20 protein-coding genes and 1 tRNA gene are annotated in these 21,306 nt (G+C 57.6%); 11 read left to right on the forward strand and 10 right to left on the reverse strand.

The genetic code is table 11. From position 1 onward, the window contains the following. Window positions 1–37 precede the first annotated feature (37 nt). The 4 genes from JM93_RS01540 (at window position 38) to JM93_RS01555 (ending at window position 3,353) form a co-directional block, all read left to right on the forward strand. Window positions 38–532, forward strand: coding sequence for a GNAT family N-acetyltransferase (locus JM93_RS01540; RefSeq protein WP_145340308.1), 495 nt, complete (start codon window positions 38–40; stop codon window positions 530–532). Then, window positions 516–824, forward strand: a complete 309-nt coding sequence (locus JM93_RS01545) for a YrhK family protein (RefSeq protein WP_145340309.1) — start codon at window positions 516–518, stop codon at window positions 822–824. The genes JM93_RS01540 and JM93_RS01545 overlap by 17 nt, the downstream gene beginning before the upstream one ends. A gap of 26 nt (window positions 825–850) precedes the next feature. After that, window positions 851–2,299, forward strand: coding sequence for a cobyric acid synthase (locus tag JM93_RS01550; RefSeq protein ID WP_196220763.1), 1,449 nt, complete (start codon window positions 851–853; stop codon window positions 2,297–2,299). A 61-nt stretch (window positions 2,300–2,360) separates the two neighbouring features. Beyond that, on the forward strand, window positions 2,361–3,353 hold the full coding sequence (locus JM93_RS01555; protein WP_145340311.1) for a DMT family transporter: 993 nt from the start codon (window positions 2,361–2,363) through the stop codon (window positions 3,351–3,353). Window positions 3,354–3,370: 17 nt separating this feature from the next. Here JM93_RS01555 and JM93_RS01560 read toward each other — a convergent pair whose 3' ends face one another. The 3 genes from JM93_RS01560 to cobD are packed head-to-tail and all read right to left on the reverse strand — an operon-like array spanning window position 3,371 to window position 6,001. Further along, a complete protein-coding gene (locus JM93_RS01560; protein ID WP_145340312.1) occupies window positions 3,371–3,985 on the reverse strand; it encodes a DUF938 domain-containing protein in 615 nt (204 codons plus the stop codon). A gap of 24 nt (window positions 3,986–4,009) precedes the next feature. Further along, window positions 4,010–4,990, reverse strand: a complete 981-nt coding sequence (gene cbiB / locus JM93_RS01565; RefSeq protein ID WP_145340313.1) for an adenosylcobinamide-phosphate synthase CbiB — start codon at window positions 4,988–4,990, stop codon at window positions 4,010–4,012. 9 nt (window positions 4,991–4,999) lie between these two features. After that, window positions 5,000–6,001, reverse strand: coding sequence for a threonine-phosphate decarboxylase CobD (gene cobD, locus JM93_RS01570; RefSeq protein WP_145340314.1), 1,002 nt, complete (start codon window positions 5,999–6,001; stop codon window positions 5,000–5,002). Window positions 6,002–6,253: 252 nt separating this feature from the next. On the opposite strand from cobD, the gene JM93_RS01575 reads away from it, so the two are divergent. Both JM93_RS01575 and JM93_RS01580 read left to right on the forward strand, forming a co-directional pair. Beyond that, window positions 6,254–7,654, forward strand: coding sequence for a M10 family metallopeptidase C-terminal domain-containing protein (locus JM93_RS01575; RefSeq protein WP_145340315.1), 1,401 nt, complete (start codon window positions 6,254–6,256; stop codon window positions 7,652–7,654). Window positions 7,655–7,817: 163 nt separating this feature from the next. Beyond that, window positions 7,818–8,090, forward strand: coding sequence for a hypothetical protein (locus tag JM93_RS01580; RefSeq protein ID WP_145340316.1), 273 nt, complete (start codon window positions 7,818–7,820; stop codon window positions 8,088–8,090). Window positions 8,091–8,207: 117 nt separating this feature from the next. Here the strand turns inward: JM93_RS01580 and JM93_RS01585 are convergent. Both JM93_RS01585 and JM93_RS01590 read right to left on the reverse strand, forming a co-directional pair. After that, window positions 8,208–8,281: transfer RNA gene (locus JM93_RS01585), tRNA-Cys, on the reverse strand. 309 nt (window positions 8,282–8,590) lie between these two features. Further along, window positions 8,591–9,406, reverse strand: coding sequence for a hypothetical protein (locus JM93_RS01590; RefSeq protein WP_145340317.1), 816 nt, complete (start codon window positions 9,404–9,406; stop codon window positions 8,591–8,593). Window positions 9,407–9,804: 398 nt separating this feature from the next. Here JM93_RS01590 and JM93_RS01595 point away from each other — a divergent pair, with 398 nt between their 5' ends. The 3 genes from JM93_RS01595 to JM93_RS01605 all read left to right on the forward strand — a co-directional run bounded on the left by JM93_RS01595 (window position 9,805) and on the right by JM93_RS01605 (window position 13,136). Continuing rightward, entirely contained in the window at window positions 9,805–10,467 is a 663-nt protein-coding gene (locus tag JM93_RS01595; protein ID WP_145340318.1) for a protein-L-isoaspartate O-methyltransferase family protein, read from the forward strand. 240 nt (window positions 10,468–10,707) lie between these two features. Beyond that, window positions 10,708–12,096 carry a TolC family outer membrane protein gene (locus JM93_RS01600; RefSeq protein ID WP_341873614.1) on the forward strand — a complete coding sequence of 463 codons (1,389 nt, stop codon included), beginning with the start codon at window positions 10,708–10,710 and terminating at the stop codon, window positions 12,094–12,096. A 269-nt stretch (window positions 12,097–12,365) separates the two neighbouring features. Then, window positions 12,366–13,136, forward strand: a complete 771-nt coding sequence (locus JM93_RS01605) for a PopZ family protein (protein WP_145340319.1) — start codon at window positions 12,366–12,368, stop codon at window positions 13,134–13,136. Between the two features lie 58 nt (window positions 13,137–13,194). Here the strand turns inward: JM93_RS01605 and JM93_RS01610 are convergent, their stop codons facing one another. Next, window positions 13,195–13,641 (reverse strand): DUF1284 domain-containing protein, encoded by a 447-nt coding sequence (locus JM93_RS01610; protein WP_145340320.1) that lies wholly within the window; start codon window positions 13,639–13,641, stop codon window positions 13,195–13,197. 154 nt (window positions 13,642–13,795) lie between these two features. Between JM93_RS01610 and JM93_RS01615 the strand changes: the two genes are divergently transcribed. After that, a complete protein-coding gene (locus JM93_RS01615) occupies window positions 13,796–16,900 on the forward strand; it encodes a valine--tRNA ligase (protein ID WP_145340321.1) in 3,105 nt (1,034 codons plus the stop codon). A gap of 139 nt (window positions 16,901–17,039) precedes the next feature. Then, window positions 17,040–17,612: a DUF2155 domain-containing protein gene (locus JM93_RS01620; protein ID WP_145340322.1), complete on the forward strand. Its 573-nt coding sequence runs from the start codon at window positions 17,040–17,042 to the stop codon at window positions 17,610–17,612. A gap of 53 nt (window positions 17,613–17,665) precedes the next feature. Here JM93_RS01620 and aat read toward each other — a convergent pair whose 3' ends face one another. The 4 genes from aat to JM93_RS01640 all read right to left on the reverse strand — a co-directional run bounded on the left by aat (window position 17,666) and on the right by JM93_RS01640 (window position 21,289). Beyond that, window positions 17,666–18,355: a leucyl/phenylalanyl-tRNA--protein transferase gene (gene aat, locus JM93_RS01625; RefSeq protein WP_145340323.1), complete on the reverse strand. Its 690-nt coding sequence runs from the start codon at window positions 18,353–18,355 to the stop codon at window positions 17,666–17,668. Window positions 18,356–18,383: 28 nt separating this feature from the next. Further along, the gene (accC, locus tag JM93_RS01630; RefSeq protein ID WP_145340324.1) at window positions 18,384–19,730 is read right to left on the reverse strand and encodes an acetyl-CoA carboxylase biotin carboxylase subunit; all 1,347 of its coding nucleotides are present in this window, start codon (window positions 19,728–19,730) and stop codon (window positions 18,384–18,386) included. 11 nt (window positions 19,731–19,741) lie between these two features. Next, window positions 19,742–20,215 carry an acetyl-CoA carboxylase biotin carboxyl carrier protein gene (gene accB, locus JM93_RS01635; RefSeq protein ID WP_145340325.1) on the reverse strand — a complete coding sequence of 158 codons (474 nt, stop codon included), beginning with the start codon at window positions 20,213–20,215 and terminating at the stop codon, window positions 19,742–19,744. 279 nt (window positions 20,216–20,494) lie between these two features. Continuing rightward, window positions 20,495–21,289 carry a DsbA family protein gene (locus JM93_RS01640; protein ID WP_145340326.1) on the reverse strand — a complete coding sequence of 265 codons (795 nt, stop codon included), beginning with the start codon at window positions 21,287–21,289 and terminating at the stop codon, window positions 20,495–20,497. Between the last annotated feature and the right edge of the window lie 17 nt (window positions 21,290–21,306).

The following is a 21,306-nucleotide window of genomic DNA, read 5'->3' on the forward strand; positions in this document are numbered from 1 at the left end:
TGACCGGAAACGCTGCCCTCTGTATCTCAGGCCTGCAATGTTGGAACCCTTTGAAATCAAACTGGCGCGCCAGCAGCAGGCTTCTGAAATCGCCTTGCTATTGCGCCGTTCGATCATTGAATTGTGTACGCGTGATCATCGCGGCGACGCCGAAAGCTATTTGCCATGGGTGCAAAACAAGACACCTGAAAACGTAAAGGCTTGGATCGCAAAAGAGGGTGCCTTTTTGACCGCCGAAACTTCACAGGGGACTGTTTTGGGTGTCGCGATGGCCAGCCAGGCAGGAGAAGTGCTGCTGAACTATGTGCTGCCGGAGGCCCGTTTTCGCGGGGTGAGCCGTGCCCTGATGGCGGAATTGGAAGGCTATCTCAGAGCCAGCTGCGGTGCCGGGCATGTCTACTTGACAAGCTCCCGGACAGCGGAGCGGTTCTACAGGTCGCTTGGATATACCGTTTACGGCGAAGCCGTTATCCGCAAAAACATGACTTTCCGCAGGTTTAGGAAGAGGATTTCGCATGCCCAAGCTGTTTGACGGAACACTCAGAGTAGCCTCGCAGGATCATGCGGAGCTTGTCCGGCGGTATGAGCTTTACCGGACAATCGTTGAGTTTCTCGCAGCCCTGACATTTGTGATTGGCAGCGTGTTCTTCTTCTACGACAGTCTGATTTACGCCGGGACCTGGTTCTTTTTGATCGGCTCGATCCTTTTCGCGGTCCGGCCAACCATCCGGTTGCTGCTCGAGTTGCATTTGGCGCACCTGCCGGTCCCCAAGGAGTTCCGGCCTTATGGTGCCGAACCCGTCGCATCCAACTCCAAGGCATGACGCATTTGGTCAGAAAACCTGCATTGATGGTGCAAGGTACAGGCTCCAATGTCGGCAAGAGCGTGATTGTTGCCGGTCTGTGCCGCCTTCTCGCGAACCGTGGTTTGAGTGTTCGGCCCTTCAAACCTCAAAACATGTCCAACAATGCGGCCGTGACCGCCGATAGCGGCGAAATCGGCCGTGCGCAGGCCCTGCAGGCCCTGGGGTGCAGGGTGCCTTTGTCCGTGCACATGAATCCTGTCCTGCTCAAACCTGAAACGGACACCGGTGCGCAGATCATTGTGCAGGGCAAGCGGTTTGGAGCGATGCGGGCCCGCGAGTACGGAAAGCAAAAAGCTCAACTGCTTCCGAAGGTTCTGGAGAGTTTTTCAAAGCTTGAATCCGACGCCGATATCATTCTGGTCGAAGGTGCGGGCAGCCCGGCAGAAATTAATCTGCGCGCCGGAGATATCGCCAATATGGGGTTCGCGGAAGCGGCCGATCTGCCCGTGATCTTGTGCGGCGACATCGACCGCGGCGGCGTAATCGCTTCCGTGGTGGGCACACATGCCGTCTTGGAACCCGCCGAACAGGACCGGATAAAGGCGTTTTTTATCAATCGGTTTAGGGGCGATGTGTCCCTGTTCGACGATGGGATGCGGGAAATTGAGCAGCGCACGGGCTGGAGCGGACTTGGTGTCGTGCCCTGGTTTGCCGATGCCAGCAAACTGCCTGCCGAAGATGCACTGGACCTTGCAAGAGGACAGGGCACGGGAGCCGTGAAGATCGTCGTCCCGGTGATCTCCCGGATCGCGAATTTCGATGATCTTGATCCCTTGCGGATGGAACCCGATGTCACACTTGAGCTGATCGGTCCGGGCACGCCGCTCCCGGGCGACGCGGATCTGGTCTTGCTGCCCGGCTCCAAATCGACGGTCGGAGATCTGGCATTTTTCCGGAAACAGGGCTGGGACATCGACCTTGCCGCGCATCACCGCCGCGGCGGGCATATCCTCGGCGTGTGCGGCGGCTACCAGATGCTCGGCAAAACAATATCCGACCCGCAGGGTATTGAGGGAGCGCCCGGACAGGTGGACGGACTGGGCTTTTTGAATGTCGACACGGTCCTGACACCGGACAAGTCACTGGTCGAGGCAAGTGGCATTCATGTTGCCACAGGGGCATCTGTCTCCGGTTATGAGATCCATATCGGCCGGACGGACGGACCGGATTGCGGCGTCCCCATGATGCGTTTGAACGATATCTCCGCCCACCGGCCGGACGGAGCGGTTTCGTCAGATGGCCGGGTGTCTGGCACATACCTGCATGGTCTTTTCACCGATGATGCATTCCGACGGGCATTTCTGGCCGGCTTTGGTGCCGCCTCGGATTTGGCCTATCAGAACCGGATTGATGCCGTGCTCGATGATCTGGCAGGTCATCTTGAGGCGGCGCTGGATATCGACCTTCTTCTGAAAATCGCGTATGCGCGATAGAAGGACACCGATGCGCATTTACGGCCTAGGCGGGCGGATGCAAAGGGTGTAGGCGAGAAGCATGACCCAGCTTGCTGCCTCAGCGCCCCTTTCGCGCCCTGCCGTTGCCATAGGCTTCGTTCTCGTCGGTATGGCTGCCATTTCAATAAACGACATGCTGATCAAGCATTTGTCGGGTGCCTACCCCTTGCACCAGATGATATTCACACGTTCCGCGATCGGTTTGGTCTTCACGTTGGTTTTGGTGCAGCTGGAGGGCGGCTTTGCGATCCTGAAGACGAAAACACCGGGCCTGCATCTGTTGCGCGGGCTCTTGATCGTGTTGGCCAATATGAGTTTTTTCACTGCCCTTGCCGTGGTGCCTCTGGCCGACGCGACGGCGCTGTTTTTCGTGGCTCCGCTTCTCATCACCCTGCTGTCTATCCCGATTTTGGGCGAAAAGGTCGGCCCCTTCCGGCTTGGTGCGGTGGCGGTCGGATTTGTCGGAGTGGTGTTGATGCTGCGGCCGTGGGAAAGTGAGCTTGATGTCGAAGGCGGACGGCTGGTGCTGTTGCTGCCGGTGATCGGCGCACTGTGCTATGCGCTCATGCAAGTCCTGACGCGCAAACTGGGCGGCACCACAAAGGCGTCCGCACTGGCGGCCTATATTCAGACAACGTTCCTACTCGTGTCTCTCGGTTTTTTCGTCGTGGCAGGAGATGGCCGGTTTGCTGACGGGTTTGACAATGCAAGCATGAAGTTTTTGCTGCGCGAATGGATCTGGCCACAGGGCCAGGACATCTACTATTTCATCGCTCTTGGCCTGTGCGCCGCGGTGGTTGGTTATTCCCTGTCGCAAGCTTACCGGACGGCCGATGCGGCTACAGTTGCGCCGTTTGAATATGTCGGAATGCCATTTGCCGTCTTCTGGGGATGGATCATGTTCGGCGAGTGGCCGGCACCGGTTGTTCTGGCCGGCATCGTGCTGATCCTGGGCGGCGGACTGGTGGTTTTCCTGCGAGAGCGGCAAAAACAAAAACGCCTTGCAATCTCCCGCCGTGCGATCCGCAGATAGGTCCGGCGGGTGTGCGGTCAGCCCGGCCTTTTCCAGATAACGAGCTGGTTGTTGGCCGGCATTGCATGGTCGGCATCGAAGACCAGCCCGGCTTTCCGGGCCAGCGTGTCCAGCGCCTCGAAATCCCGGATGCCGCTGACCGGGTCCCACGACTTCAATTGCGCGTCGAATGCCTCATTGCTGGGCGTGGTGTACTTGCCCCCGTATTTCAGCGGCCCGTAGACGCATAATATACCGTCCTGGCCATGCAGGGTTTCAGTGGCCCGCGCAAAGAAATGTTCCACGTGGTTGAACGACATGATGTGCAGGGTGTTCGCGGTGTACATGACATCGAAGGCGTCGGCATCATCTCGTGCGGGCAGCGGCCATTGGCTGACCGACACATCAAGCGCGAGGGGAGGCGGAGTGCGTTCGTCGCCCTCCAGTTCCAGCCGGATGGCGATACCTTCAATGTTCTCGTCCAGATCACTGCATTGCCAGACAAGACCCGGGATTGCTGCTGTCATATGGACCGCATGCTGACCGTTGCCGCTGCCGATCTCCAGCAGTTTCCGGTGACCTTCAAGGATTGGCTTCAGGGTTGTGAGGATCGCATCCTTGTTGCGGTCGGCAGCAGCGGAAAAAGGCAGCACAAATAAGGTCCCTGGCTTGATCAATTACAAGGGCTGAAAAGTATAGGCCGCCCAAAGAACGGCAAGCGCCTGGAAGACGCAAGCCCCGCACAGCAATGTGAGACTGCGTGAGATGTCCCGCGCGGTCGCGTCGCGGCGGCCGTTTTCGTTCATGTAGGGATCGTCAACCGTGTAGCCGGAGTAAATCCGGGGTCCGGCAAGCGCCAGATTAAGTGCCCCTGCGGTTGCTGCCTCCGGCCAGCCGGCATTTGGCGAGCGGTGTTTTCGAGCGTCCCTGGCCACCGTCCAAAGGCTTTTGAAGGGCGAGCCGCCTGCGAATGGTGCGGCAAGCGCGATGAATATTGCGGACAGCCGGGATGCAGGCAGATTGATCAGGTCATCAAACCGTGCACTGGCCCAGCCGAACTCGGCATATTTCTCGTTTTTGTGGCCGATCATGCTGTCGGCAGTGTTGACAGCCTTGTAGGCGATCAGGCCGGGAAGACCCAAAAGGGCAAACCAGAACACCGGGGCGACAACCCCGTCGGAAAAGTTTTCAGCGCAAGATTCTATGGCCGCCCGCGACACGCCGGCTTCGTCCAGCTGTTTTGGGTCACGGCCGACGATCATCGCAACCGCCTGACGGCCGCCGGCGAGGCCGTCCTGCAGAAGGCCCCGGCGTACGGCGGCGACATGCGCAAAAAGGCTGTTTTGGGCAATAAATACGGCGCCGATGATCACGGTGAGCACGCCGCCATGGGGCAAAAGGCTTGCGATCAACTGAAGAACGGCGCCGACAAGGAGCCCGCCAAACACAAGAATTACAAGCAGCAAAACTCCTGCAAACCGGCGCTTTTGTGCAGTTGAATGCGAGCGGTTGAAGCCGTGGTCAAAGGTTGAAATCACCTTGCCGATCAGTGCGACCGGGTGCGGCAGGCGGCGCCACAGCCAATCTGGATCGCCGACAACGGCATCGACGAGAAGGGCAGCCAAGAGCAGCCAGAGGGTGGTGTCATAGAGCAGCATGAGAGCTGGTTAGAGCTCTTTCATCGCTTCGGCAAGCGCTGCCGTCAGGCGGGTGAGATTTGCGTGTGAGCCCGGCAGCCCGATCCGGATCCAGGTCGGGGCATAGTCGAACACCCGTGTCCAGATGTGGCGGCGTGCCAATGCGTGATGCAGGCCGGCGGCATTGCGGGCCGCGGCCAGAGCATAAAGTGGCGTGCCGCCAAAAACACCCAGTCCGGCCTCTGACAGGGCGAGGGTCAGGTCACCCATTTCATCGGACACCTGACGCTGGATCTTTTGTTGCCAATCGAGATCGTTCAGCGCTTCAGTGCCGATATGCAGGGCAGGGCCGCTGACCGCCCAGCTGTCGAGCATGGCGGCGGCTCGTCCGACAACGTCCTTGGGTCCGGCAAGAAATCCCAAGCGCAATCCGGCAAGCCCGAAGAACTTGCCGAAAGAGCGCAGGACCAGGACCGGCTCGTCCTTGACATGCGGCAGGATGCTTGCGCCCGGAATAACATCGGCAAACGCTTCGTCGAGGATGAGGTATCCGCCGCGATCACCAAGCGTACGTGCAATTTCCAAAAGGCTTTTGACATCGACCAGACGGCCATCCGGATTGTTCGGATTGACGATCACAGCCGTTTGGGCGCTGGCCGGAAGCGCATAGACACTGGACAGTTCGGTCGTCCGGTGCCCGGCGCGGACAAACGCGCTTTTGTGTGAGGTATAAGTCGGGACGGCGATGGCAACTTCGCCCTCCGGCATCAGCCCGGGAAGAAGTGAGATCAGCGCTTGTGTGCCCGGTGCCGCGGCCAGACCCAGATGATCTGGAACCTGGTAGGCGCGGCGCGCAGCGCTCAGCAGTTTGTCGTTGGACGCCCGATCCGGCAATCGCGTCCAATTTAGGGGCGGAACGGCCCTTCTAGGCTCATAAGCGTGCGGGTTTATGCCGGTTGACAGGTCAAGCCAGCCGTCGGATGTGCCGCCATAGGTCTCGCAGGCCGCAGAAAGGTCTCCGCCATGAAGCATGTATGTGCTCTCCCCTGTCCGCCCGATTCCCGGTGCGGCCTTTGCCAACATCTTGTTATTCTATGAGAAATTTACGCAAAACCACGACCGGAACACCGGCGCGGAATGCGTCGATTCCGACAGAGAAACCGGAAAAAGACCGTTGTCTACCCCGCAATAATGACAAGGGTTAAATCCTGACCTTTACGTAAAATAGAGTTTGACGCCTCTTAAAAGTGTGTATTTATAAAAATGCAACTATGGGAGGAATAGATGCCACTTTTCACTTACAAGAACGGCGATGCATCCAGCTTGGTCAGCAACGCAATTGCACTGTCGGCTTACGCAAACCAGACCTACGCCAGCTCAGTACAAGCCGGTGACATTTCTATAGATGTGAGCCGTGGACGGTCCGAGGGAGGATGGACCGTGCTTGCGCCGGATGTTCTGGGCTATGACGGCATTGTAGATGGCAACGGCACTTACAATGGCGAAACCAACCAATTCAAAGACGCGCAGGCCGAAGTGTTCGCGCGCTATGACGCTTCGGGAGAGGTGACGGGCGTTGGGCTTGCCATCCGCGGCACGGGAGGTCCCGAAGAAGACCAGGTGATCGACACGATCGGCGATGTCATCGACTATCTGGAATTCCTGAAGTCCGAGCCGCAGTATGTCGAAAACGCCTTTGGCAATCTGCTGGTCGCTATCCGGGATTTCCTGACCGCGAACGGACTGACGGCGAGCGATTTGATCGTGACCGGGCATTCGCTTGGCGGCGGTGCGGTGACAAACATGGCCGAGCGCAGCGATGACATTCTCGATGGCTATTTCGTCGATGCAAATTACATCGGCTTTGCATCCCACTACACGCCGGAGGACGGCAGCTCCGTATTGTCGTCCGGCGCCGAGTTGTTCAGCATGGACTTCGAAAACGACCCGGTTCCCTCGGTGATTTCCGACGGCCGCATCAACGTGCTCGGCAATGACACCGACTATGGCTACGACACCAGCAACCTGATTTTTTACAATGATTATTATGGCACGCCGCTTTATTGGGACGGTGGCAATGTCATCAATCCGTTTGCCTGGTCTGCGCATTCGTCTGCAAACTACGCCAAGGCGGTGAATGTCGTCCTGTCTTCGAAATTCTATGACGAGATGAGCCGGGACAGCCTCGTCATCGTCTCGGGACTGTCGGAAGACAAGCGTGACGACCGCTGGGTAGAGGACGAGTTCATCCCGTTCGACAATACCGGCCATTTGGGGGACGCAGCCTTTATTCTCGGCTCGGAAGGCGGCGATTGGCTGCGTGGCAACCGTGGCAACGACACGATTGAGGGATTTGGCGGCGATGATCACATCACGGCGGGTAAGGGCAATGACCGGATTTGCGATGGCACCGGTTCCGATGTGCTGACCGGCGGCAAGGGAGCCGACATCTTTATTTTCGTCAATGACGGCACCAAAGACACGATCACCGACTTCAAGCGCGGCGAGGACAAGATCGATCTCAGCTACGCCGGAGTGTCCGCCTTTGATGAACTCAGCTTCGACGACAAGGGCTGGTTTGGCAACTTTGATATCCTGTATGACCAGGACATCCTGTCCTTGGAAAAAGGCTGGTTCTCCGGTTACAGCAATCTTGCTGCAAGCGACTTTATTTTCGCAGCCTAACACCGTCCGCAGCAGCGCCTTCGGGCGCTGCTGTTGTCAGTTTGACGCGCCGGTTGCAGGTGTTTTTTGGTTTGCCTGCAACCGGCGCAATGTTGACCACGGCACGGTGAATTTATGATAAGAACAAAATAAGAACATTTGGAACTGTGCAGGATTCTGAGCCATGACATCCACGCGGCGGACGCGCACACCTTTGGATTTCGACAAGGACGCGGTTTTGACCCAGCTCGGCGCGGCCCGGCGGACCCTGATCGAGGCACGCCGCGTCATGCGGCCCAAGTCGGGACTGGCCCGGGCCGCCGATGGGGTGATTGCGGAAATCGATGAATTTGCGCTGGTGCTCACCGGCGATCGAACTTTTTTCCACGCCCGCCCGCATGCAGCGCTATCGGGAAACAAACACCCCGGCGGAAGCGAAAACAATCAAGAGAATTAGCGGCGCTTACAGGCCATGATCCGGATCTTGGGCAGCCAACAGTGCACCATAGCTCGACTATTGAGGCTGCTGATGCGGCAGACAAGACAGCGTCGCTTCAAGATCTCATGGAAGAGTTGGAGGCCCCGACCGGAATCGAACCGGTGTACACGGATTTGCAATCCGCTGCGTCACCACTCCGCCACAGGGCCAACCTGTTGTTATTATTTATTTATTCGGAGCGTCTGAAGTGGTGCAAGACAGTGTTGTCCGATGCGATAGACACTTATTTGTTCGCCGGCTGTTCGTCAAGTCTGGAAATTCTTTTTCACCACTGCGCCGGCGTGCCGGTGCACGAGGGGCTTGGAACCGAAGGACAGCGGTGAAAAAAGGCCCTATCCCTGCCTTTGATAGTCCGTGCGCCTGATGGGACATGTCAACATGCTGAAAAGGCGCAAGGCAGGGAAAACCAACTCTGCCTCGCGCATCATGCGTGTTCTATTCAAGCCACGCTTTCGCGGTCAGTTCTTCAGTTTTTCCTGTGCAGCTTTTTGCACATTCGGATCGGACGCGTTTTCTGCCATGTATCCAATCAGTTTGGAATCGGCATTGCCGTTTGCGATAAAGGCCAGCTTGGCTTCCGCCTTAATATCTTCATCGAATGCAATGCGTGTCTGAATGGCCTTATGCATGTTGTCGCTCTGCAAACCCTTCATGACTGTGCTGTTCTTCTTTGCGCCGTTGACGATGTCCCGCAGCACATTGTCCGGGGTCGCCGGATGGTTGGCCAGCAGCGCATGTGTATGTTCTTTGCCATCACCTAGCTTGTTGCTCAGATGGTAGAGAACTTCCAACGCCTCCGGGGCGGTGTGGTAGTTCATCGCCATGTTCTGAATGGTTCTTATATTTTTGTTGGGATTTTCCATGCATGTGATGAGTGTATTGACCAGCTTGGACTTCACGTTGCGCATCGCAGCGATCTCAAGATCGCGCTCCTGCTTGCTTACGTTGTTGTTGGTCGTCAGCCGTTTCATTGCGCTCAAGGCGTTGCCAAAAGTCCACTTGCTGTTTTTGGCATCGGTTTCCATCCGGTTGCTCATGAGCCGAAGGGCGTTGGTATTGGTGAGCCCATTCTTCAAGGCGTTCGTATTGTGACCGTTTTTTTCTGCCTGTTTTTTAGTAAAGACCTGAAGGTGTTTAATTTGGCCGCGGAGCGACTTTGAAGTCGTTCTAAGTTTAGATGTGGATGTTTCCAATGAGAAGTCAGTAATGTTCTGCATTACTTCGTTCGGCATTTTCGTGATGTGAGCATTGGTGTTGATTTTTGGTGAGGACATTTTTCTCTCTCAATTTGTTTTGGTGATGCGAATTTCGCAAGCAACCCGTTCTGATGGAAATAAAATTTTCAAATGAATTGATTAGATCTTGCGTGTTTGCATGGTTTCCTGCCTTTAACCGGAGGTGCGGGTTCTTGTGACGGAGCACTTCGATGCCTTGGCCGGAAGCCGGGTCCTGAGTGTGAAGCCGGTGAGCGTTGGCCCCGCTGAAAAAACAACCCCCTGTCTAATTGTGGCGGACCGTAGTAGTTTTGAAGCGTTAGCGCTGCCATGCGCATCTTTCGTCCGGCGCAAGGTTTTCGCTTTCTGGGCGCAAGGCACAGGTATGGCTTGTCAGGCAGGATTTGCCTCGCTAAGGAACGGCAGACGTTCAGGCTGGTGATCAGAAGAGGGCCGATATGACGGACTACACCCAGTCCCGCATCAAAATGGTGAACACGCAACTTCGGACCAACGATGTCACGGATCATCGAATTCTCGATGCGATGGAAATTGTTCCGCGTGAGAAATTTGTTCCGGCATCCAAACGGGTGGTCGCCTACATCGACGAAGACCTGCCCATCGGCCCGGAAGGCTCCGGCCGTGTTTTGATGAAGCCGCATGTGCAGGGCAAGCTGATCCAGATGGCCGCCGTTGCAGCGGACGATGTTGTGTTGGTTGTTGGGGCTGGCACCGGCTATTCGGCGGCCGTTCTTTCCAAGCTGGCCGCGTCCATCGTTGCGGTGGAAGAGGATACGGGCCTTGCACAATCCGCCGGTGAGGTTCTGGTGGAGCTCGGGATTGAAAATGCTGTCGTGGTCGAAGGCAAGCTGACCGACGGCTTACCGGGCGAAGGCCCATATGATGTGATCTTCGTCAACGGTGCGGTCGAAGTGCTGCCGGACGCATTGCTGAAGCAACTCAAAGACGGCGGGCGGCTGGTTGTGATCGAAGGTCAGGGCGGGGCCGGGCAGGCACGCGTTTACTACAACTCGAACGGTGTCGTCAGCTCGCGGTTCGGCTTCAATGCGTCTGCCGGTGTGCTGCCCGGTTTCAAAAAAGAAGCCGAATTCGTTTTTTGATTGAGCCCTCAAGGCGTGTGGCGGGGTCCCCGCTGCAAACGCTGGTTTCACAGAGGTTGCCGCACCTTTCCGGCCGCCAAGCCGGTATTTGGTTGTCCGTTTGTCTGCTGATGTGCTGTTGCCGAGCTGCCGCACTGGTGTCTTTTTCCATAATCTTCTGCATGAGTCGGTTGCGCCTCAACACTGCTCAGTTTACTCAAAACAGCTATCGTGCGGTGGGTGCGCTCAAGGGAGCATAAATTGTATTTGCGTCTGAAGAAAAAATCGGGCTTGGCAGGTTTGTTGACTGCCACCGCTTTAACGGCAGCTACACTGTTCGCGCCATCACACGCGGCCCGGGCCGAAACGATTTCCGAAGCTCTTGCGCTGGCCTATTCAAACAATCCGACATTGAACGCAGCGCGCGCCGAATTGCGCGCCGTCGATGAAAATGTCCCGCAGGCGCTGGCAGGCTGGCGCCCGACCATCTCGGCAGCTGCGCAAGCGGGGCGAGTGGCAACGGAAACGAACGGATTTGACAGCTACCGAAACAATGCGTCGATCTCGCTGTCGATCAGTCAGGCGCTGTTCCGCGGGTTCCGGACCATCAATTCCACCCGCCAGGCCGAAGCACTGGTCCGGGCGCAGCGGGAATCCCTGGTGTCGACAGAGCAGGACACGCTTTTGTCTGCCGCCCAAGCTTATGTGGATGTCATTCGCGACACGGCACTTGTATCGCTGCAGCGCAGTGACTTGACATTCTTGCGCGAACAGGTGCGCGCAGCACGTGACCGGTTTGAAGTGGGCGAAGGCGCCCGGACAGACGTGTCGCAAGCGGAAGCCCGCGTCGCCGAAGCTCAGGCCAATCTCAACACGGCACTGGCGAATTTGAACACCAGCCGCGCGATTTACCAGCAGGTGATCGGCACTGAGGCGCGCAACTTGTCCGCCGACACCACCATTAGCCGCCTTGTTCCGCCATCGCTTGAAGAGGCCCTGCGCCTTTCAGAAGAAAATCAGCCATTGATCCGCCAGGCGCGGCATCAGGTGGATGCGGCGATTTTCAGTGTAAAGGCAATTGAAGGCGAGTTGTTGCCGACTGTGTCGCTCGAAGGCAGCCTGTCGCGCAGCGTAAACCCGTCAACGACCATCCGCGACCAGAACAACGCGCAGATCTTCGGAACAGTCAGCATCCCGATCTACCAGGCTGGCAGTGTGACGTCGCGGGTTCGGCAGGCAAAAGAAGAGCTTGGCCAAACCCAGTTGCAGCTGGATGTGACGCTTGATCAGGTGCGGGCGAATGTGATTTCGGCCTGGGGTGTTTATCAGGCTGCGGAAGCCTCGATCACCGCGGCGCGGGCTGCAGTGGAAGCTTCACAGCTTGCTCTTGAAGGTGTCATCGAAGAACAGCGCGTCGGTCAGCGTACGACCCTTGACGTTCTTGACGCTCAGCGTGAGCTGGTCAACCAGCAATCAAACCTCGTGACGGCGCAGCGGAACCGGATCGTCGGCGGTTACCAGTTGGTCTCCGCGGTCGGCAAGCTCGACTCCACCACCCTTAATCTGGCGGTTGCGCAATATCGTCCGACCGAGCATTACGAAGCGGTTCGGGACAAGTGGTTTGGCCTGCGGACACCTGACGGACGGTGAGCCATTGTGGCTTTGGGCAGGGCGAACAAGGCGCCGACTTCGCCGGTGTCGCGCAGTTCCTGATTAACCATGTCAGCTTTTAGGCCATAACATCACGCCTTTATGAGGCGCTTTCCCCGTGGTGCATTGATTAAAAGGGGAAAAGGGCGACGGACGTGTTTCCGCCGCTTTCCGGTTTTTCGAACCGTCCCCTATACTCGCCGTTAACGAATCGTTCAGGTGTTCTGAGTGAGTCGCAGCGTTGCCGGGTACAGTGACTGGGGGAATATATGGCAAAGGCGAGTCGGGCCGAAGAGCCGTCGATGGAGGAAATCCTCGCATCGATCCGCCGCATCATCTCGGATGAAGAAGCCCCCGAGAGCGGCGAAAGTGCAGCCGCGGACAAAAAACCCGCTGAACCAAGCAACGACACACAAAAAGCTGAGGCATCGGACGATATGGGCGACAGCACAGAAATGTCCCAGGACGATCTGGACAAGCTGTTCGATATGGACGGTGATGACGATGCTGCGGATACCGGGGATGATGCCGACGACATGGCAGCTGCAATGGCGGCCGACGCGGCCGAGGACGAGCTGCCTGACGACGCCGGCGACGACGATATACTTGAGCTGACCGAGGATCTTGAAGTCGGCGAGGATGATGACGAGATCGAAATGGTCGGCGGCATGGCCGAAGACCTTGAGGGCGATGATGCGGACATCGCCTTTGTCGAGGAAAAGGAAGACGAGCCGGAGCCGGAACCTGCTCCGGAACTGACCGCACCGCCGCCGCCGAGTTATGCCAAGCCGATCCCGGACACGGACTTCGCCCCGATGGAGAAGGACGCGCCGCTTACATCTGACGAAACCGGCCATGCCGTGCACGCTGCGCTGGACAGCTTCTCCGATATGCTGATTTCCAGCCAGGCGCAAACCATCGAAGAGCTCGTCCGCGAGATGCTGCGCCCGATGCTGAAGGCATGGCTCGACCAAAACCTGCCACCCATGGTGGAAGAAATGGTCAAGAAGGAAATCCAGCGCGTCATCCGCCGCCGCTGACGGCAGGCGTTGCGCTTCGCGGATTGAGGCCGGCTGGCCAAAACGCTTTCCCTACTCGTCATCCGGCGGAGCCTTTCGGAGATGGTGGTGCCAGCCTGCAGCTTGAATACCCATCGGCTGCGAGGTCAGAACACAAGTCAAACCACTCGCACTTGTGGCAGGCATTGCGGATCGCACCGGATGAAAAGGCGATGCGCAGGGCAGAAATGTCATTTCGGGTCAGTTTCAAACGCGTTCCAGGCGCAAGGGGGCGACCGAGCACGATGGCTGCATCCGCCAGCGCCGTTGCGTCGCGCCAAGTGACGCTCTCGTTGAAGCAGTGGCAGTCTGGTGCGGCAAGCATGGGCTGGCAAATGGTATCCGGGCCGGTAACAATCTCAATAACTTCGCCGGCATTCAGGCGGGCCACGGTTTCATCATAGTTGGCAGTGAAACGCGGCGTGTATCCCTTGCCGGCATAGGTAAGCATGCACAAGAGATGGTGGCCACGGATTTGAATGCTCACGAACGAGCTCCTGATGTTTGAACTGGTGCTGCGCCGCATCATCGGATCAAGTGTAGAGGCGTAAACAGGCCGGTCAGCGGTTGACTTGCGCGCTGCCATCCGATTTACACGTGAATTCAAAAAAACGGTAAAAAACCCACACCTGAGTACCCCAATGCTTGAAAAAACATACGATGCGGCCAGTGTTGAGCCGCGGATTTACGAAACCTGGGAAAAGGCAGAGGCTTTCAAGGCCGGAGCCGGTGCAAAAGACGGTGCCGACGCCTTTACCATCGTAATTCCGCCGCCCAACGTGACCGGCTCTTTGCATATGGGGCATGCGCTCAACAACACGCTTCAGGACGTTCTCGTCCGCTGGAAGCGGATGCAAGGCTATAACGTTCTGTGGCAGCCGGGCACCGACCACGCGGGCATTGCGACCCAGATGGTTGTCGAGCGCGAGCTTGCTGCCGAAAACAAGCCCGGACGCCGGGACATGGGCCGGGAAGCTTTCATTGAACGTGTTTGGGAACAAAAGCAAAAGTCCGAAGGCACGATCCTTGGCCAGCTGAAGCGTCTTGGCGCGTCCTGTGACTGGAGCCGGACCGAGTTCACCATGTCGCCGAACCTGTCGGATGCGGTCCTGAAGGTCTTCGTCGATCTCTACAAGGAAGGCCTAATCTACCGCTCCAAGCGGCTGGTGAACTGGGATCCGAAGTTCGAGACAGCGATTTCCGATCTGGAAGTCGAAAATATCGAAACCGACGGCCATATGTGGCACTTCAAGTATCCGCTGGCGGGTGGCGAAACCTACGAGTATGTCGAGAAGGACGAGGACGGTAATGTCACCCTGCGCGAGACGCGGGATTACATCTCCATTGCCACGACCCGTCCGGAGACCATGCTGGGCGACGGCGCTGTTGCGGTTCATCCAGATGATGAGCGCTACAAGCCAATTATCGGAAAACTTTGCGAAATCCCGGTCGGCCCAAAGGAACATCGCCGCCTTATTCCGATCATCACCGACGAGTATCCGGATCCGGATTTCGGCTCCGGTGCGGTCAAGATCACCGGCGCGCATGACTTCAACGACTATCAGGTCGCGCTTCGGAACAAGATCCCGATGTACCGCCTTATGGACACGAAAGGTCATATGCGCGCCGACGGAGCGCCATATTCCGAGGAGGCCAAAAAAGCCCAGTCGATCATCGACGGGGCCGAGATGACGATCAACGAGATCGACGAGATCAACATCGTTCCCGACGAGCTTCGCGGTCTGGACCGGTTTGCGGCCCGCAAGCGGGTTATCGACCAAATCACAGCGGAAGGCCTCGCTGTCATGGTCCCTAGCGATCATCCGGACGTTGCCTGGATGAAGGGGCCGGCGCCGGAGTGGGACGAACAAGGCAGGGCAAAAGTTCAAAAGCTCGGCGAAGACGAGGAAGGCCCGGCCGAGTTGCCGATGGTCGAATCCAAAAAGATCATGCAGCCGTTCGGCGACCGCTCCAAGGTCGTGATCGAGCCGATGCTCACCGACCAGTGGTTTGTCGACGCCAAGACTCTGGCCGGACCGGCACTCAAGGCGGTTCAGGATGGCGAGACCAAGTTCGTTCCGGGCAACTGGGACAAGACCTACTACAACTGGCTGAACGACATTCAGCCCTGGTGTATTTCGCGCCAACTCTGGTGGGGCCATCAGATTCCGGTCTGGTATGGGCCAGATCTCCCAAAGGGATCTTATCTTCGATCGCCTGACGAAGTTGGTTCCGGACTTAAAATGTTCTGTGCTTCCTCTGAAGAAGACGCGATTGAACAGGCGAGACAGCATTACGGGGAACATGTCACAGTCTCGGTTGCTTCAGAATCGTACGGATCTGGAACTGGTATTCACAACGTAGTGTCTTACGGTACCACGGCTGCTCTTGAAGGCGGCGGAGGGCAAGTCACGAGTGTCGAGCTGTGCCGCGACCCTGACGTGCTCGACACGTGGTTTTCCTCTGCGCTGTGGCCGTTCTCGACGCTCGGCTGGCCGCATCAGACGGCGGAACTGGAGCGCTATTACAAGACGGACGTTCTGATCACCGGCTTCGACATCATCTTCTTCTGGGTCGCCCGGATGATGATGCAGGGCATCCACTTCATGAAGGAAGTGCCGTTTCACACGGTCTACATCAACTCGATCGTGGTCGATAAGAACGGGAAGAAGATGTCCAAGTCCCTGGGCAATGTTCTCGACCCATTGGATCTCATCGCGTCTTATGGTGCGGATGCAACCCGCTACGCTCTGGCAAGCCAGGAAGTTCAGGGCCGCCGGACACTGCGCATGTCGGATCAGGCCGCCGAAGGCGGCCAGCGCTTCGCGACCAAGCTCTGGAACGCGGCCCGTTTTGCTGAAATGAACGGCTGTGGCCGGGTTGAGGGCTTTGATCCTGCCGCCACGAAGCACACGCTCAATCGCTGGATTGCGACCGAGATGGGCAAGTGCATCATCGAGGTCACCAAAGCGCTTGAAGACTACCGCTTCAACGATGCCTCCGGCGGGATCTACCGGTTCACCTGGAACACGTTCTGCGACTGGTACCTGGAACTCGCCAAGCCCATTTTCAACGGCGACGACGAAGCGGCCAAAGCCGAGACACGGGCAACAGCCGCTTGGGCAATCGACGAGATCCTGAAGGTTCTGCATCCGTTCATGCCATTCTTGACCGAGGAACTCTGGGAGCGTCTTGGCGATGAAGGGCAAAAGGCTGACACGCTGTTGATGCTGAGCGAATGGCCCAAGCCGGTCGTCAGCGACGAGTCTGCTGCCGGTGAAATCAACTGGCTGGTCGATCTGATCTCCGAAATTCGTTCGGTCCGCGCAGAAATGAACATTCCTGCCGGCGCAAAGGTCCAGTTGGTTGTCGTTGGGGCCAACGCGCAATCCAAGTCACGTTTTGCAACGCACGAATCTGCCATCTTGCGGCTGGCGCGTGCAGACGACATTTCGATGGCCGATGCAGCTCCGGCTGGAGCCGCCCAGATCATCATTGGCGAAGCAACGATCTGCCTGCCGCTTGCAGGTGTGATCGACCTTGGCGCTGAAAAAGCGCGGCTGTCCAAGGATGCCGGCAAACTGGAAGCCGAAATCTCGAAAATCGAGAAAAAACTCTCCAATCCGAAGTTTGTTGAAAAAGCGCCGGATGAGGTGGTTGCCGGTGAGCGGGAAAAAGTAAGCGAAGCCAAGGAAAAGCTTGGCAAGATAAGCGTGGCGCTCGGCCGGCTTGGTGAGATCGGCTGATCTTGAAATCGGCCCGGCTCGGCCCGGAAACTGTCTTTTCCGGGCCGCAATCGGGTGATAGGTGCCGCGCAGGCAATGAAATTTGAGTGCGAATCTGATCCATTCAACGGACTTAAAAACGAGAAAAACGGCGCAGTTGATGGCCAAAGGGCAGAAAAGAAAATCGGTTGCTTTTGCAGCTATCCTGACGGCGGCAGCATATGTGTTGCCCGCAACCGCGCAGGATCAGTTCGATCAAACACCGGACGCTCAAGGCCAGCCTCAACCAGACAAGATCGAGAACCCGGTCGCCGTGTTTTCCGGCCTCGACAAGATTACCGGTCGCATCATTTCTTTCGATGTCTACATTGGCGAGACGGTGCAGTTCGGCGCATTGCAGGTTACGCCGCGTGTGTGCCACACCCGGCCGCAGACGGAATCGCCGATGACGACCGGGTTTGTCCAGGTTGATGAGATCACGTTGAACAATGAGGTGCGGCGGATTTTCTCGGGCTGGATGTACGCGGCAAGCCCCGGTCTTCATGCTGTTGAGCATGCGGTCTATGACGTGTGGCTGACCGACTGCCGCTTGAGTTCAAGTGTGCCGCCACCGGAGAACTATTCGGGCCCGCCGATCTCGGAAACCGTGGCTGACGGCGAAGACCCGCTCGGGGGGCCGGATGACGGCCTCGAAAGCATCGGGGTTCCGCGTTCAAAGCCGTTTCAAGGCTGATCGGTCCGGTCAAACGATCAGATATAGCCGGACTTCGGGCTTGGTTGAGCAGCCTACCGTCGGTAGCCGTCGGTCCAATTATCGAGGACGTTCAGCACTTCGGCGCCGCAGGTATTTGCCGGGAAGGCGAAGAAGTCCGTCTCCAGCTGTAAGGCTGTGTTCAGCCGCTTGTTATAATCGGATTGTGTGATTTCAAGTGTTCCGAACCGGCTGAGATGGTCGGTGACGAATTGCGTGTCGAGCAGCGAATACCCCCCAACGATCAACCGTGCCACGAGATGGGCAAGGCAGACCTTCGAGGCGTCTGTCCGGAATGTGAACATGCTTTCGCCGAAAAAGGCGCCGTTCAGACTGACGCCATAAAGGCCACCGACAAGCTGGTCGTCTTGCCAAGCCTCAATGGTGTGGCAATGGCCCATATCGAACAACTCGCCGTAAAGACGGCGGATCTCGGTGTTGATCCAGGTTTTCGGCCGGTCGGGCATGGGCGCGGAGCAGCCGTCGATCACGCCTTGAAAATCGGTGCTGACGCGCACTTCATAAATGTCGTTGCGGATCGTACGGCGCAGGCGGCGGGGCAGGTGGAACCCATCTAGCGGCAGGATCCCCCGGCGCTCAGGCTCCAGCCAGAACAGTCCCGGGTCGTCCGCCGATTCAGCCATGGGAAACAGGCCGCAGGCATAGGCTTTCAAAAGCACCTGCGGCGTGATTTCCATAACGATGTCGTCTTTGTAGCCTGCCATAGACGTGTGCCGACCCGTTCCTAGGCGGTCAGTCCGACTTTTCGGCCAAGTGTTTTTCCAGCCAATGAATGTCGTATTGACCGTTAGCGATATCCTGATTGTCTACCAGATCGCGAAACAGCGGAATGGTAGACTTGATCTCATCAACCACAAACTCGTCCAGGCAGCGGCGCAAACGCATCATGCACTCAACCCGGTTCCGCCCGTGGACGATAAGCTTCCCGATCAGACTGTCATAGTATGGCGGAATTTTGTAGCCCTGATAAACGGCTGAATCGACCCGAACGCCCAATCCGCCCGGCGGATGGTAATAGGTGATCGTGCCGGGCGAAGGCATGAAGGTGCGCGGATCTTCGGCATTGATCCGGCATTCGATGGCATGCCCTTCAAAGCGGATATCATCCTGCTTGATGTCCAGGCTGCCGCCTGCGGCGATCCGGATCTGTTCGTTGACGAGATCGATGCCGGTGATCATCTCGGTGACTGGGTGTTCGACCTGCAAGCGCGTGTTCATTTCGATGAAATAGAACTCGCCATCCTCGTAGAGGAATTCCACCGTCCCAACGCCGCGGTATTTGAGCTTGCGCATGGCATTTGCGACAATTTCACCGATCTTGTTTCGTTGTTCAACATTCAGGCTCGGTGACGGAGCTTCTTCAAGAACTTTCTGGTGGCGCCGCTGGAGCGAGCAGTCGCGCTCGCCGAGATGCACCGCGTTGCCCTTGCCATCACCCAGGACCTGAATTTCGATGTGCCGGGGTTTGGCGAGGTACTTTTCCATATATAGCGCATCGTCGCCAAAAGCCGCCTTGGCTTCAGCGCGTGCAGTGGACAGGGCGCTGTCCAGTTCGCTCTCCGTGCGGGCGACCTTCATGCCGCGCCCACCGCCGCCTGCCGCGGCTTTGACCAGAACCGGATAGCCGATTTCTCGGGCAATCGCGTGCGCGTCATCTTGCAAAGTCACCGCGCCGTCGGAGCCTGGCACAACCGGGATGCCGAGTTCGATCGCGGTTTTCTTCGCCTGGATCTTGTCGCCCATGATCCGGATGTGTTCTGCGGTCGGCCCGATAAATTCGATGTTATGCGCTTCAAGGATCTCGGCAAACCGCGCGTTTTCTGACAAGAAACCGTATCCCGGGTGAACGGCGGCCGCACCGGTTATCTCACAGGCGGCGAGCAGCTGCGGAATGTTCAGATAACTGTCAGTCGCCGAAGGAGGACCAATGCACACGCTTTCGTCAGCAAGCCGAACGTGCATGGCGTTGGCATCGGCCGTTGAATGCACAGCAACTGTGGAAATGCCGAGCTCTTTACAGGCGCGCAGAATGCGAAGCGCAATCTCGCCCCGGTTGGCAATCAGAATTTTGGAGAACATGGGCCGCACCCTTATTCGACGATGATCAGGGGTTCGCCGAACTCAACCGGCTGCGCATCTTCAACGAAAATCTCTTTGACTGTGCCGGACTTGGTGGCCGGGATATGGTTCATGGTTTTCATGGCTTCCACGATCAGGATCGTCTGGCCTTCCGACACCGTGTCGCCGATCTCGACAAAGCGGCGGGCGCCGGGCTCGGGTGCCAGATAGGCGGTGCCGACCATCGGCGATGTAATTGTGCCCGGATGCGGTCCGCTGGCGGCCGGTTGCGCAGGCGCGTCGGAGGCAGGTGCTGCTGCGGGTTGCGGCGCCGGAGCGGCAGCCGGCTGTGCAAAGGAGACCGGTGCGTCGATGTGCAATTGCCGCGCCACGCGAATGCGGAAATCGTCTTGTTCCAGCTCAATCTCGCTGAGATTGGTCTCGTCCAGCAGGACGGCCAGATCGCGGATCAGGGCCGTGTCAAATTTCTTGTTATCTTTGGACATGTTACATGGCTTTCGTGTTCGGGCCGCATGACACTTGCATCGGTGGTTTTGCAGCGCGGCCCGGGACGGGCCATGGCTCGTTGTGGCGGACCGATCTGCCTGCCACGCGGCGCTGTTTCCACTCATACACACGCTCGGCGTGGCCCTTTGTTTTTTAATTGAAGGGCCAGACGCATAAAAACATGGCCCGGCAATACACGTGCGGGCCATGCACCTTATAGGGATTGATTTGAGCGAGGAAAAGCCCCGATCTTAGGTGACGTTAACTGCAGCTGTGAGTCAGCAGCTCGTCTCACCGCAATTCGACAGGGCAGTCACCTTGGATTGCAACTGCTCGTAACCGACGGCCCCCATGACAACCTCGTCGCCGATGACATATGACGGTGTTCCGGTCAGCCCCAGACGGTTGGCCAGGCTATAGACCTCCTCAATGGTTTGACCGGCTTCATCGCTGGCCATCGCTTGCTGCAGCTCGGCTTCGTCCAGGCCGACATCAAGCGCGACTTTCATGGCCGAAGCCCGGTTTGCCTGCCCGCGTTGCATCAGCAGGCCTTCATGGAATTCGCCGTATTTTTCCGGGGCAACCGAATTGACGGCAACAGCCACCTGGGCCGCCTCAACCGAACCTTGGCCAAGAACCGGAAACTCCTTGAGCACGATGCGCAGGTCCGGGTTTTCCTCAATCAGTTTGACCATGTCGCCATGGGCGCGCTTGCAATAGCCGCAATTGTAATCGAAGAACTCGACCAGCGTGATCGAGCCTTCCGGGTTGCCCAGCACGGCCTGACGGCTTGAATTGAACAAAACATCGGATGCGTCGCTCAAGGCTTGCTGGCGTGCGGCTTGTTCTGCCTCTTGCTGGCGCCGGTCCAGCTCGTTGAGCGCATCGGCAATCACCTCAGGGTTCTGGAGAAGATATTCCCGGACGATGGTTTCGACTTCTGAGCGGTCAAGATCTTGAGCGCTGGCCGGTATTGCGGCAGCCGAGGCGATCAGAACCGTTCCCAGAACGGTGCCGGCTGTTTTGAGACCAAAGCGGCGGAATGCGCTGCAAGCGCGCGAAATCAGGCTCATCAAGTGCTCCTTCGGGG

Origin of the sequence: Roseibium hamelinense, from assembly GCF_007830545.1 — a bacterium.
GTDB lineage: Bacteria > Pseudomonadota > Alphaproteobacteria > Rhizobiales > Stappiaceae > Roseibium > Roseibium hamelinense.

Excerpts from the sequence above, each read along its gene's own strand:
- JM93_RS01620 (WP_145340322.1), top strand. The coding sequence starts at position 17,040 with ATGGCCAAAGGGCAGAAAAGAAAATCGGTTGCTTTTGCAGCTATCCTG.
- JM93_RS01555 (WP_145340311.1), top strand. The coding sequence starts at position 2,361 with ATGACCCAGCTTGCTGCCTCAGCGCCCCTTTCGCGCCCTGCCGTTGCC.
- aat (WP_145340323.1), bottom strand. The coding sequence starts at position 18,355 with ATGGCAGGCTACAAAGACGACATCGTTATGGAAATCACGCCGCAGGTG.
- accC (WP_145340324.1), bottom strand. The coding sequence starts at position 19,730 with ATGTTCTCCAAAATTCTGATTGCCAACCGGGGCGAGATTGCGCTTCGC.
- JM93_RS01580 (WP_145340316.1), top strand. The coding sequence starts at position 7,818 with ATGACATCCACGCGGCGGACGCGCACACCTTTGGATTTCGACAAGGAC.
- JM93_RS01545 (WP_145340309.1), top strand. The coding sequence starts at position 516 with ATGCCCAAGCTGTTTGACGGAACACTCAGAGTAGCCTCGCAGGATCAT.
- cbiB (WP_145340313.1), bottom strand. The coding sequence starts at position 4,990 with ATGCTGCTCTATGACACCACCCTCTGGCTGCTCTTGGCTGCCCTTCTC.
- JM93_RS01605 (WP_145340319.1), top strand. The coding sequence starts at position 12,366 with ATGGCAAAGGCGAGTCGGGCCGAAGAGCCGTCGATGGAGGAAATCCTC.
- JM93_RS01575 (WP_145340315.1), top strand. The coding sequence starts at position 6,254 with ATGCCACTTTTCACTTACAAGAACGGCGATGCATCCAGCTTGGTCAGC.
- JM93_RS01550 (WP_196220763.1), top strand. The coding sequence starts at position 851 with ATGGTGCAAGGTACAGGCTCCAATGTCGGCAAGAGCGTGATTGTTGCC.
- JM93_RS01595 (WP_145340318.1), top strand. The coding sequence starts at position 9,805 with ATGACGGACTACACCCAGTCCCGCATCAAAATGGTGAACACGCAACTT.
- cobD (WP_145340314.1), bottom strand. The coding sequence starts at position 6,001 with ATGCTTCATGGCGGAGACCTTTCTGCGGCCTGCGAGACCTATGGCGGC.
- JM93_RS01640 (WP_145340326.1), bottom strand. The coding sequence starts at position 21,289 with ATGAGCCTGATTTCGCGCGCTTGCAGCGCATTCCGCCGCTTTGGTCTC.
- JM93_RS01590 (WP_145340317.1), bottom strand. The coding sequence starts at position 9,406 with ATGTCCTCACCAAAAATCAACACCAATGCTCACATCACGAAAATGCCG.
- JM93_RS01540 (WP_145340308.1), top strand. The coding sequence starts at position 38 with ATGTTGGAACCCTTTGAAATCAAACTGGCGCGCCAGCAGCAGGCTTCT.
- JM93_RS01615 (WP_145340321.1), top strand. The coding sequence starts at position 13,796 with ATGCTTGAAAAAACATACGATGCGGCCAGTGTTGAGCCGCGGATTTAC.
- accB (WP_145340325.1), bottom strand. The coding sequence starts at position 20,215 with ATGTCCAAAGATAACAAGAAATTTGACACGGCCCTGATCCGCGATCTG.